This is a genomic window from Cohnella sp. OV330 (assembly GCF_900112065.1).
Taxonomy (GTDB): domain Bacteria; phylum Bacillota; class Bacilli; order Paenibacillales; family Paenibacillaceae; genus Cohnella.
Map to the genome: position 1 here is coordinate 498634 of NZ_FOKE01000001.1, position 12385 is coordinate 511018.

The 12385-nt window shown below is 51.4% G+C and carries 12 protein-coding genes; 4 read left to right on the top strand and 8 right to left on the bottom strand.

Annotation, left to right across the window (positions count from 1 at the left end; all coding sequences use genetic code 11):
* Nucleotides 1-4 precede the first annotated feature (4 nt).
* The 5 genes from BM235_RS01925 to BM235_RS01940 all read right to left on the bottom strand — a co-directional run bounded on the left by BM235_RS01925 (nucleotide 5) and on the right by BM235_RS01940 (nucleotide 6121).
* Complete coding sequence (locus BM235_RS01925; RefSeq protein ID WP_090108844.1) at nucleotides 5-880, bottom strand: carbohydrate ABC transporter permease; 876 nt, start codon at nucleotides 878-880, stop codon at nucleotides 5-7.
* A gap of 17 nt (nucleotides 881-897) precedes the next feature.
* Entirely contained in the window at nucleotides 898-1866 is a 969-nt protein-coding gene (locus BM235_RS01930; protein ID WP_090108845.1) for an ABC transporter permease, read from the bottom strand.
* Between the two features lie 105 nt (nucleotides 1867-1971).
* Entirely contained in the window at nucleotides 1972-3159 is a 1188-nt protein-coding gene (locus BM235_RS01935; RefSeq protein WP_255374016.1) for a type 2 periplasmic-binding domain-containing protein, read from the bottom strand.
* A gap of 1 nt (nucleotide 3160) precedes the next feature.
* Entirely contained in the window at nucleotides 3161-3664 is a 504-nt protein-coding gene (locus BM235_RS32430) for a type 2 periplasmic-binding domain-containing protein (RefSeq protein WP_255374017.1), read from the bottom strand.
* A gap of 147 nt (nucleotides 3665-3811) precedes the next feature.
* Complete coding sequence (locus tag BM235_RS01940; protein WP_158543657.1) at nucleotides 3812-6121, bottom strand: helix-turn-helix domain-containing protein; 2310 nt, start codon at nucleotides 6119-6121, stop codon at nucleotides 3812-3814.
* A 506-nt stretch (nucleotides 6122-6627) separates the two neighbouring features.
* On the opposite strand from BM235_RS01940, the gene BM235_RS01945 reads away from it, so the two are divergent.
* The gene (locus tag BM235_RS01945) at nucleotides 6628-7671 is read left to right on the top strand and encodes a copper amine oxidase N-terminal domain-containing protein (protein WP_158543658.1); all 1044 of its coding nucleotides are present in this window, start codon (nucleotides 6628-6630) and stop codon (nucleotides 7669-7671) included.
* 81 nt (nucleotides 7672-7752) lie between these two features.
* On the opposite strand, the gene BM235_RS01950 is transcribed toward BM235_RS01945, so the two are convergent.
* Together BM235_RS01950 and BM235_RS01960 are read right to left on the bottom strand one after the other, a co-directional pair.
* Nucleotides 7753-8052, bottom strand: coding sequence for a hypothetical protein (locus BM235_RS01950; protein WP_090108848.1), 300 nt, complete (start codon nucleotides 8050-8052; stop codon nucleotides 7753-7755).
* A gap of 303 nt (nucleotides 8053-8355) precedes the next feature.
* Nucleotides 8356-8928: a TetR/AcrR family transcriptional regulator gene (locus BM235_RS01960; protein ID WP_090108849.1), complete on the bottom strand. Its 573-nt coding sequence runs from the start codon at nucleotides 8926-8928 to the stop codon at nucleotides 8356-8358.
* A gap of 150 nt (nucleotides 8929-9078) precedes the next feature.
* Between BM235_RS01960 and BM235_RS01965 the strand changes: the two genes are divergently transcribed.
* Complete coding sequence (locus BM235_RS01965) at nucleotides 9079-10008, top strand: ketopantoate reductase family protein (protein WP_090108850.1); 930 nt, start codon at nucleotides 9079-9081, stop codon at nucleotides 10006-10008.
* Between the two features lie 127 nt (nucleotides 10009-10135).
* Here BM235_RS01965 and BM235_RS01970 read toward each other — a convergent pair whose 3' ends face one another.
* Complete coding sequence (locus BM235_RS01970; RefSeq protein WP_090108851.1) at nucleotides 10136-11125, bottom strand: tRNA dihydrouridine synthase; 990 nt, start codon at nucleotides 11123-11125, stop codon at nucleotides 10136-10138.
* Between the two features lie 168 nt (nucleotides 11126-11293).
* Here BM235_RS01970 and BM235_RS01975 point away from each other — a divergent pair, with 168 nt between their 5' ends.
* Nucleotides 11294-12085, top strand: coding sequence for a hypothetical protein (locus tag BM235_RS01975; RefSeq protein WP_090108852.1), 792 nt, complete (start codon nucleotides 11294-11296; stop codon nucleotides 12083-12085).
* A 50-nt stretch (nucleotides 12086-12135) separates the two neighbouring features.
* Nucleotides 12136-12375, top strand: a complete 240-nt coding sequence (locus BM235_RS01980; RefSeq protein ID WP_090108853.1) for a hypothetical protein — start codon at nucleotides 12136-12138, stop codon at nucleotides 12373-12375.
* The last annotated feature ends 10 nt before the right edge of the window (nucleotides 12376-12385 follow it).

Below are 12385 nucleotides of genomic sequence, written 5' to 3' on the forward strand. Positions count from 1 at the left end.
AGCTTCACCCCTTAATCGCCCCGATCATCACCCCTTTAACGAAGTACTTTTGCAGGAACGGATACAGCAGCAGGATCGGCCCTGTCGCTACGATGATCGTCGCGTATTTGATCGTCTCTCCGATCGGCATCTTGTCGGAGCCGCCGACGCCGGTCATCATCGTATCGGTGCTGTTCGTGATCAGGATCTCCCTCAGAATGAGCTGGAGCGGATACAGGTCGCGCGTGCGCAAGTAGATAAGCGCGCTGAACCAGGAATTCCAATGGGCTACGCCGTAGAAAAGAATCATGACCGCAACGACGGGCATCGACAGCGGCAGAATGACGCGGAATAAGACGGTAAAGTCGTTGGCCCCGTCCAGCTTGGCCGATTCCTCGAGGCTGACGGGGACGCTCATGAACGAGGTGCGCATGATAATGAGATTATAAGCGCTCATCGCTGCTGGAATGATCAGCGCCCAACGGGTATCCACCATGCCTAAGTCGTGAATGAGCAGGTACGTGGGAATTAAGCCGCCGTTAAAGAACATGGTGAATACAATGAGGAACATGGCCGGGTTTTTCCACATCACCTGTTGCCTGGATAAGGCATAAGCGCCGAAGGAGGTCATGAGGATGTTCAGCGAGGTGCCCAATGCAACGTACAGGAGGGTGTTCAAATAGCCGGTTAGAATCGAAGGATTGCGGAAAACCAGCCTGTAAGCTTCCAAGGTGAAGCCTTTGGGATACCAGATCAGGCCGCGCGTTTGAAGCGCCCACGCCGGATCGCTTAACGAGGAGATCAACACGAACAGGAACGGATATAAGGTGATCAGAGACAATAAAATCAAGAGCAGGGAATTCGACACGTCGAAAAGATGTTCCCCCCAGCTTCTGCGCATGTTGGACGGCCTCCTTCTTACCAAAGTTTATGATCGCTGGTGCGCCGGCTTAACGCATTGGCCGACAGAAGCAGCGTAAAGTTAATGAGGGAGTTGAAGAGGCCTACGGCAGCGCTGTAGCTGAAGTTGGATTCGAGTATCCCTTTTCGGTAAACGAAGGTTCCGATGACATCGGCGGTCTCGTAAGTCGTCGGGTTATAGAGCAGCAGGATTTTGTCCGCGCCGACGGACATGAAGTTGCCGATCTGGAGAATCAGCAGGATGACCACCGTAGGCATGATGCCCGGCAATGTAATGTGAAAGGTCTGCCGCAATCGGCTGGCGCCGTCAACTCGGGCGGCCTCATAGAGCGAAGGATCGATGCCGGCCATGGCCGACAAATAGATGATGGAGCCCCAGCCGATATTCTGCCATATATTCGAGGAAATAAAAACAAAACGAAACCAGCCGCTCTCCTGCAGAAAGGCGATCGGCTGCGCGCCGAACCAGGAGCCGAGCAGATTGTTGACTAACCCGTCGCGGGCCAGGAAGTCGATCAGCATGCCCGAGACGACCACGATCGATATAAAATGCGGCATATAGGTAATCGTTTGAACCGTTCGCTTCAGCATCGCGCTGCGCAGCTCGTTCAACAAAAGCGCGAGCACGATCGAGGCCGGAAACGTGAACAGCAGCTCGTACAAGCTGATCAGCAGCGTATTGCGCAGAATACGAGAAAAGTAATGGCTTCCGAAGAAGTCCTTGAAGTGCTTCAGACCGACCCAGTCGCTGTGCAGAAAGCCTAAACCGGGCGAGTAATCCTTAAACGCGATCTGCAGGCCGTACATCGGCACATAGTAAAAGACGACATAATAAACCACGACGGGAAGCAGCATGAGGTAAACGTATTTATTGATTTTGGCATCGCGGACAAACCGATACTTGAACCCGCTCTTGTCGACCGCGGGCTTTAAAGAGTCCGATTTTCGCTGGATCGCCGTGGACATCGCGAGCTCCTCCTTGAGCGAAATGAGTGTGTCAAAACGGGCGCAAAAAGACGCCATACGGCGGGAAGGTTCTCCCCCACGCCGTATGTTCGCTCCCTGCTTTTCTTATTTTCTGCTGAGGTAACGATCCAAGGCTGCCTGACGCGCCTTGATCGCTTCTTCGATCCCCATGCTTTCCAGCGTCTTCACATACTTATCGAAGTTCTCGATCGGCTCGGCGCCCATGACGAATTTATTGAACATCTCGTCCCGGTAGGTCTTCACGTCGTTCATGATCGAAGCGGTTTTCGAACTTTCGTCGGCATTCAGGGCAATGCTCGGCATTTGCTTGGAATGGTCCGCTTGAGCCCACGTCTTTTGCGCTTCGCGCTGCGCGGGGATGGTGTAATATTGCTCGATCACCCGTTTATCCTGAACAAAAGGTCCATTCCAGCCGGATTGGAAATACTTCGCCATCGCCTGCGACATCGGCAGCTTATCGGGGTTGTTCATGATCAGGTCGGTATACTTCGGATAGCCGTTCTCCATCTTGTAGCTTTCGCCTTCGATCCCGAAGTTGATCAGCATATGGCCTTCCTCGCCATACTTGTAATCGAGCCATTTCACGATTTGTTCCGGGTTTTTGGCCCCCGCGGATACCGCCGCTCCGTAGCCGGTGAAAGGGTTCGTATATTGACCGAGCGGATTCGCGCCGCCTTCCTCAAGCTTCGGATACGGAGCGCCCACCAGGGAAAAGCTCGGATTCGTCTCTTGAACCAGGGTTAAATAGCGGCCAAGGCTGGACCCGGCAAATCCGGAATAGGCCCCGACTTGATTATTAAGGATTTTATTATCCTTCAGCTTGGCGTCCGTAATGCTGGCATAGTCTTTGTCGATCAGGCCGTTCTTGTACCAGCGCGCGAGCGTGGCCAGGAACGCCTTGTACTCGGGCTGGATCGGACCGTACTTCACCTTGCCGTTATCGTTGTAAAAGTCCGTGGTAATGCCCCAGGCGCCGACGAACAGGTGGTTCAAATCGAAGTCGCCGTACAGATTCATATAGAAGGGGATCTCGTCCTTCTTTCCGTTGCCGTTCGGGTCTTTATCGCGAAATGCCGTCAGAACCGTTTCCCATTCGGGGATCGTGGTCGGCACCTTCAAATTTAATTTATCGAGCCAATCCTGGCGGAAAATGGGACCGTTCACGACGCTTAACTGCTCGTCGCCCAGCAGGAACGGCATCACGTAAATATTTCCTTCATCGGTCGTGATCATTTTCTTAAACTCGGGATGGTCCTTCAATACTTGGCTCAAGTTAGGCGCGTACTGATCGATCAAACTCGTTCAGGCGCAGGATCTGTTTTCCTTTAATCAGGGCATCGGGACTTTGGGAGGCCGACAGCCCCACGGTCGAACCGAAATTGTATTCCACCACGTCAGGCAGGTTGCCCGAAGCCAGCATGATATTGAACTGGTCTTTCTCCTGCCCCGTCGGCGGATGCTGGAACTCGACCTTCGTGCCGGTTTTTTTCTCGATTTCCTGGTAGGCAGCCATCTCGTTGTACGTCTTCATGATTGCGCCCGCATTGCCGTTCATCTGCACCCAGTACGTCAGAGAAGCGGGATAGTTCACTTCGGCAGCCGTTGGATTGGCTTGGGCCGTCCCCGTCCCCGTCGCCGTCCCTGCCGGTGCCGAAGACGAGGCGGTTCCGGATGAATTGCCGTTACTGTTGCTGTTACTGTTGCAGCCTGTTGCCAAGACGGCAAGCAAGGTTGCCGAGACCAACGTGAGTCGAAGCGATTTCTGCTTTCGGTTCATCCTTCGATGACCCTCCCATGTACGATTGTATTGCGGTTGCGCCGTCCGCAATTTCAATATAGTCGAGACGTCTCAGGCTGCCTACATAACGTTCGAATGAAGGATAAACGCCGCTTTAGATGAAGAACAAACCGATTTTCACAGTACCTAACCTTCTTTTGGATCCCCGGATAATTGCAGCATTTCCCGGTACTTTCCGGGGGTAATGCCTTCTATTTTTTTAAAAGTGCGGATGAAGCCGATGTCGGTGGAATATCCGACCCGCTGAGCGATCTGCAGGACGGTCATTCCCGGATCGGCAAGCAGACGCTTGGCTTCGGATATCCGCAGCTCGATCATATAATCGGTCAGATTGAAGCCATACTGCTTCTTGAACAAGGCGGACATGTACGCCGGATTTAATCCGAAGTGATCGGCGACGTTGGTCAAGCTGAGCGAAGGGTCTGCGTAATGCAGGTCGATATACTGCTTCATCCGCTCTTGCCACCGTTCATGCTGTTCGGAACGCACTTCGCTCACGCGGTTGCAAATGAATTCAATCCACTTTTTGATTTTTCTTACCATCTCGTCCGCCGACGCGCTGTTCAGAATCTGCTTCACGGGATCGTTGTCCGTATCCAGCGACAGCTTCTCGTCGATCTTGAGCGCATTCGTAACCTTCAGCAAGGTGCCGAGGATGTTCATGAACAGCAGCTTGCCCAGTTCGGGCGTAGTCTCGCGGGAGCCGATATTTCGTTCGTAAAGCTCGTCCAAGATCCGCTCCGCGGCTTCCAGTTCGCCGCTTTTGAGCACGTTCATGAACCGCGCTTCGACTTCAGTCGGATAGTAGTAGTCGGTGCGTTCCATTTCCCGGATTTGATCATAGTGGATGATGGAGCTTATCCCGTGAATGATGCGATAATCAAGCGCGTTAAGCGCTTCGTTGTAGCAGCGGGAAACTTCCGGCAGCCCATGGTGAATGGAGCTGGTCGCTACCGTGATTTTCATGCGGAACCTTCCCTCGACGATCTCTTTAAGCTCGGCGATGAACCGGTCGCGGTTGAGCAGCGTCTCTGCCGACGGGTCGGGAACGTTAAGAACCAGCGCCAGCCGGTTGCCGTCGGTTTCCGTGGCATAGCCCGAATCTCTTAATAGCTCGCTGCTCAAATTCAATATAATAAAGCGGACCAGCGCATGATCCCGCTCGCTTTCTTCGACTCGAAACTCCTTGCTCTCATCCACCTCGATCAGCACCACCCCTACGCAGGGATGCGGGAAATGCAAGCCCATGAAGGCGAGAGAATCGGGCGTGAGCTCGGCCGGGTCCGTTTGTCCCTTCAGCAGCCTGCTCAAGAAATGGGCGCGAACGACCGGCAGATGACCGGCAAGCTTGGATTTCAAATCCATGCTCTCGGCAAACGACTCCGTAATGGAGGTCCGGATGAATTCGTACTCGTTCGCGGATCCGCTGCGCGGCACGCTCCTGCCTTTATTAATCGTGTAAACGAGATCGCGGATCGGGCTGTAACTGCGGTTGGCCATCCAGTAAGCCGCCGCGCTGCCGGCGGCGACGACGAAAGCCAGCAAGCCCAGCGCCCAGGCTTTAATTTCGTTAACCCTCTCCAGCACGACGTTTTTGGGCACCAAGGATATATATTTCCAGCCGCTTTGGCCGGTTGTATACGAGAGCATCTGCGTTTGGCCGTCCATCGGGTACGTCTCGTATCCGTTGGTGCCGGAAATCTCCGCGGACAGACCGGCGGGAAGCTCATGCCGGCCCGCCGTCGAGACAATGACTTGTCCCTTCGAATCAAGGATGAGCATCGTTCCCTTGTTCACCCACTGGATCTGCTTGAGAAGGTCGAAGATTTGTTGTTCGTCGATCAGCATGATCAAGGTGCCCTTCCCGTTGCTCCCCTCCCCGAGCGGCAGCGAGAAGGCGCTGGCAATTACGTTTGCCGCGTGATTTTGTTCGGCTTGCGGAGCCGGCCAGAAGTCCAGATAGTGATAGCCGGTTAAGATTTCGGAGCGCACTTGATCGAGGCTCCTGCCTGGAAGCGGATACAGTTCGGTGAAGAACGTAGTCGCGTCCGTTTTCAGTCTGGAGGAAATGACCGTATCGTCATCCCGCAAATAAATATATAAATCATCGATAAAGCGCGATCCGTTACGGATATTCCTAAGCGAGCGGACGGCTTCCTCGTATTGAATATATTTCTCGCCGTCTCTCACCGTCCATAGCGTTTGAAGCTTGGGCTGCATGGCGATTTGGACGCCGAGCTGCTCCATTTCCTGCAGATTGCTGTCCACCACCTGGCGGGCTTGTTCCAGCATGGCGAGGTTAGCGCGGTTGGCGTTGTCGATCAGCGTTTTTTCCATATTGGTATAGAGCACGAACGTAACGGTAACGGGAATAAGCAGGATGAGGATATAGGAAAGCCATAGGGTCAAAAAGATACTCTTGCGGCGGAGCAGCACGCGAGTCCCTCCCAAAGTTCGGTATTTATTGGCAATTAAAAGGCGATGCGTGGAGTGTATCATAACTCGTGTCGGTGCGCCATTATGAAATAATAATCGCCTTGCGCCGCTGCTCCGTCGGCATCTGGCGCCCGGCGCCTGCGTCGTCAGCGTCTGCTTCGCGCTGCCGGGCTGGACGCCGGTGCGGACGGTCGTCTGCGCCGATCTATACCGGACGCCTATCTACGTTTATATCCGCTAGGACGGAGAGATTACCGCGGTCCGTGCATGCGTAAATCAACGATCGATTAAAAGCGAAGAGCCCCTCATGGGGCTATCGCGCAAAAGTGCATGATCGAGAGCCCCACCCGTTCATCGCTTCGATCGCAAATCCCCTCCCTACCAGGCCTCGATGATGCACTTTTGCAGGATAGCGCTAGCGGGCTGCGATTCCTCCGGATGTCGTACGTTTCGAAATGCGCGCTTTCGGCTAATTCATAAAAAAGATGAGGGGAAGGGATCGTTGTTTGAAGAAAAATCCGTTCATCCTATTATGCGCTTTGACGGCGATGCTGTTCGCTTTAACGCCGTTTCCGGCGGCACATGCCGATTCACCAGTCACCTCCACCAATTTTTATGAAGCGTATACGGATGAACCGATCATCCAGAAGGCCCTCCAAGCGAGTGGCATGACTGCCGAACTGGCGACCTACCTGGCCGATGAATCTTCGCCGCTCGCCTTGCGTGCCGCCGTCATCAATGCCATAGGCTGGGAGACCGAGCCGACCCAACGCGCGGAAGCCTATGCACAGCATGCTTACGGCCAATCGCTTGCAACGCTCAAGCAGTCCGAACTGCGCGGAGATGAACGCTTTGTCATCGGCTACTTGCTGGCGATGGACGATTATCTGGATACGCGCGAGGCGGAGCAATGGCTGGAGGACGCACGCCGGCTGCTGCCGGATAGCTTCACCGCTGCGTTGATTCATGCCATTGTCCAAGCGCAGGAGGAGATGAAGGACGCCGGCTGGGCGCATGTGTGGAAAACCGTCGCAGACGTGGCATTCGATCCGGACTTGGAGATGGATATGCGGCCTGAAGCCGCCAAAATCATAATCGATTATATGGTCACGTACAGCGACAAAAAGGTGATCAACCCGTTTGCCGAAAAAAGCCGCCTTACGCTGCGAATCGGGGAACGCGACTTTAAGCTGAACGGCCAGACGTTCGAGATCGATCCCGGCTACGGCACGGCGCCCGCTTTGATCGAAGGCAGCGCCTACCTGCCGGTTCGTTTCCTGACGGAGGCTGTCGGCGGAGACATTCGCTGGGAAGCGGCCACGCACACCGTGCGGATAGACACCGCTCATCTTAAGATGAAGCTGACCATCGGCGAAAAGACAGCTGTGGTAAACGGCGAGGAAAAGCAGCTGCTAGGCGCTCCATACATCTCAAACGGGCGCACCATGCTGCCGTTCCGCTTCCTCGGAGAAGCGCTCGGGTTTGACGTCTCATGGGACGCTGCAACGCGCGAGATCGGTTTGACGCTGGGCTCGCAGTCGCACAAGTAATTGGATAAGAGCTCGGAAGAAGTGCGTTTAAGGTTACGTTGGTGCGGGATTAGGGAGAGGGACAACGTTATCAAGATTGCATTATAAAATGGTGACGGTAGCAATCTCACTTCCAGCCCATAACTTGAAGCTGTATCCTGGTTCAAGCAAGTGCCAAGGTGCCTCGTCTACGATAAAAGCGACATCCGCATTAGTACGCGTTTCATCGATCACTTCTGTGACGCGAACCAAGACAGTCCAAGCATCGCCATGAATGATCTTGCCGACGATTTCTCCAAATATGACGACAATATCGCGAAGCCATTCATTCAATGGAAATTTGCTTGTGTCTTTATCTTTATCCCATTGAATGATGGCTTTGCAGTGTCTTCTTTCCATCATAGCTCGTTCCCCTTTCAATAAGAATGCCTGCCAAGAGAGATAGGGTGCACCAACAATAAGGTGTCCAGCCTCTCATCGTCGAAACCTTCGCCAATCAGTTTACCAGTTGCTATAAATACCCGTTCCTCAGCATCAGGTATGCTGCCGATCTGCTCTCGTAATGCCTCACGCGGTTTCTCCCCCATCCCCCGCGTATGACGATCACATTCTTAGCAAACCCCTTTAATCGGTTCTCAAAATACTCCAGATGCGCTGTGCGTTCCCTTAACGAGAGTGGTGACCTGCCTTGTTCTAAGGCGTCCCTTACGTTGAACTCTTACCTTTGATTAAGATATGATACGGCTTTATCCCATTTGCGAATAGGCTATCGATCAGCTTAACCAATTCCTCGGACGATAAATCTTTGCCCTTGCGTATCCAAAGGCGAAACAAAGATAGTAATGTCGATATGTAAAACTCAATCAGGTATGGCGCTAAGATATCATTTGTTGGAAGATTCACAATCAATCTCTCGAAGGGAATTTCTCTTTTCAGGCGTTCAACAAAATGAACAGAACCATAGTCACCGAGGAGGGCTTTCAGGATAGAAATATCTTCTGTACTTTCCAAGCATTGAAGCGCATCTTGGAAAGTGTGCGTAGAAAGCTCCCTGCTTGCCATTTCCTCGTTAATGGATTTCAAAACCTTCTCTTCAACGTAGTTCAGCAGCTCATAAATATCCGTAAAGTATTGATAAAATGTACTGCGGTTATATCCTGATTTGTTGGCAATCTCTTGAATAGATATTTTTTCGATTGGCTTCTGGCTATATAAATCACAGAACACATTTATAAAGGTCTGCCTGGTTTTGTCCGTAATTTCAGGCTGCTTGTTCATGATTTACCTCCATTTCCGGTTCAAGAGATGATCCCACAGATATTGAAAATCTGATGGTTGATGACTGTATGGCGAATCCATACAATATCATTATACAACACGTTGTTGGATCATCGATAACGGATTATCAACTCTTTGGGGGAGTCTAACATGAAAATTTTATTCTTCGGTAGAGGCGTAATATCGACCCAGTATGCGTGGGCCTTCGAACAGGCAGGTCATATAGTTGAGTTTTACGTCAGAAAGGGGAGGAAAGAAACCTTAGGAAGCAGCATAAAGCTTGAAATGCGGGACGCACGAAAAGGGAAAAAGCTCATAATAGAAAGCTGGAACGTCAAACTGCATGAGGAGATCCTTCCAAATTATGATCTCATTATTGTGAGCGTCAACACGGAACAACTTCCGAAAGCAGCACAATTCCTATCAACTGCTGCAGGAAATACCCCGATCCTCCTATTCAATAACATTTGGCAAGATTTGAAATCATCGATCGCGCCATTGTCTATGAACAATGTTGTCTTTGGCTTCCCTGGAGCAGGAGGCGGCATTGCGGACAATAAGCTTAGAGGCGGCTTTTTGAAAATGGTATTTTTAGAAAAACCACGGGCTGGCACCGAGCATATTAACAACAAGGTCAAAGAACTATTTGAAAGTGCCCATTTTAAAATGAATTGGGTAAAGGATATGCAAAACTGGTTATGGAATCACTTTGCCATGAACGCAGCGATGGAAGCCGAGGTGTTAAAACGGGGAAGTTTCCCAGCAGTCATGAACCATAGTGACTCATTTTCCAACGTTGGGTTGAATATGAGGGAAATGATCCCTGTACTTAAAGCAAGAGGTGCAAAGCTTGATACCATTTCTCTCCTGTTGACTAAAATTCCACCTGGACTTCTCGGCACACTTTTTAACAAGGTTATTTTTGCAAAAGGCAGCTTGCCGCGGCTTTTCGTGGAATACAACAATAGTAAAGCAGGTTTTGCGGTACTTGAAGTTGTGAGAGAAGCAAAAAAGGCAGGCATACCTTTGCCGCGTCTTACGAAGGCATTTGAAAATACGGAATATGCAAAAGAAATATAAAAAGACACCGCTCCGGCGTCCAGCAGAACCGATTGAGATTTGGGGCGAGTGAGGCAAATGCCGCGCTCGCCCAATGGCAAACGATGTTACTCCCGACTCTTCTGTCCACCACTCCAATCAACCGATCCTAGTCTCCGCGTTCCTCGGCCTCATCATGCACCTTGCTTCCAAACTCGCCAAGCAGTGCGCGCACTTCACTGGTAGACTTTGCGTTCATTAAGTTATTTCTTAATTCGCTCGCGCCCCGGAATCCGCGGACATATATTTTGAAGAAACGGACAAGTGAACTGAACGAACGGGGTCCCTGTCCTGAATATTGATCATGAAGATCCAGATGCAGCCGCAGCAAATCCAGCAATTCCTCACTGCCGTGCGCCTTCGGCTCCTTCTCGAAAGCAAACGGATTATGAAAAATACCGCGCCCGATCATAATGCCGTCCACGCCGTATTGTTCAGCGAGCTTGAGGCCGGTCCGGCGGTCGGGGATATCCCCGTTAATGGTCAGAAGGGTATCTGGCGCCACCTCATCGCGAAGCTTCTTAATCTCCGGAATCAGTTCCCAGTGCGCATCTACTTTACTCATTTCCTCTCTCGTGCGCAGATGGATGGACAGATTCACGATGTCTTGCTTCAAAATATGGGTTAACCACCCGCGCCACTCGTCGACTTCGCTGAAACCGAGCCTCGTTTTTACGCTGACGGGCAGTCCCCCGGCTTTGGCCGCTTGGATGAGATCCGCCGCGATCTCAGGACGGCAGATTAGGCCGCTTCCCTTCCCGTTCTCCGCTACATTCGCTACAGGACAACCCATATTGATATCAATGCCTTTAAATCCCTCTTTCGCCATGCCTATGCTCATTTGACGGAAGAATTCAGGCTTGTCTCCCCAGATATGAGCGACGATGGGCTGTTCATCCTCCGTAAAAGTCAAACGCCCGCGGACGGCATGTTTCCCCTCCGGGTGACAATAGCTCTCCGTATTCGCAAACTCCGTAAAAAACACATCCGGTCTGGCTGCTTCGCTTACGACATGGCGAAACACAACATCCGTCACGTCTTCCATGGGTGCCAGTATAAAAAAAGGCCGTGGCAAATCGCGCCAGAAATGATTAGTCATATCGAAAACCTCTCTATAAATATTTGGACGCTGTAAGGCTTCTTTATAAAGGATACCTCATAACTACTCTGATTTACGAGTATATTTCCCGTCTTGGAAATGACTTATGATGATTTTGTAGCAAGGAACCCCCCAAAGAAGGGGAGAAAAATAGGAGGTCCTTTATAAATGAAAAACATCTTCAAATTAGGTTTGATAACCGCCATAGCTGCTCTTCTATTGGCTTTACCAGTGGCGGCTAGCGCTGAATCCCGAACGCAAGTCGTCGTGGTTGATCAGACACCGGAGGCGAGCGCCTATCCCAATGAGGTCTTAACCAGACCCACACCATCGATACAGGCGGTGCCGGTAGCGTTCAACCATTACTGGGGTACCGTGGATTTGCTTCCGGAGGGGCAAGAAACGGACGATAATAGCAGAATGTTGCCTGTAAATTTTAATTTTAGCGTGAAGTCCATTGAAATCACGGGTCCGAACAGTAATCTTGTGTATGCCAAGACTTGGGATCTGCAACACCCGATTGACTGGTATACAAACCCCTACTCGCAGTATTCTAACGAGACAGGTATCAGTTTCTATTCGCTGGGCGGGGCAGCCACGGTAACGGTTAAGGTTACGAACACCAAGAACGAGTGGGGGTATTTTATCGTTAATGTGTCGCCACCGGCGGTCAGTCATTTATTAGGAACAGTGAATTTGCACCCGGCCAAGGGCGCTTCGGATACGGTTGAGATGGAGTTGCCGGTATCCTTTATGTACGATGTCGCTTCTTTCCACCCCGATGGCCCCTATATCTGGGCCTCTCAATTGAAATTTACGCATAACGGCACAAAAGTCTCGTTCAGCACTTCTTTTATGTCCAGAACAACAATGAGATGGATTTTCTTCAATAGCAAAGGCCAGTGGGGCTACTATATCATCAACGTGGAACCGATAGGCTATTGCTTGCCGCCAGTTTAATGAGTGGATGCTAGTACCCCATAGGGGAAAATAAGAGGAGGCGTTTCTTCATGAAAAACAGGTTCAAATTAGGTTTGCTAAGTGCCGTAGCTACTGCGATGTTGGCTCTACCGTTGGCCGCGAGCGCCGAAACGCCTTCCCGGATCGAGATCTTATCCGCGCCATTGCAAAGCATCGGGACCATTCAGCTGCCCGTCATTGACGCGCATAATCCGCCTATGTTTCATGACCCGATAGACCTTCATAATCCGCCCATGTTTCATAATCCGCCAATGTACTTGATCCCTTGATCGTTCGATT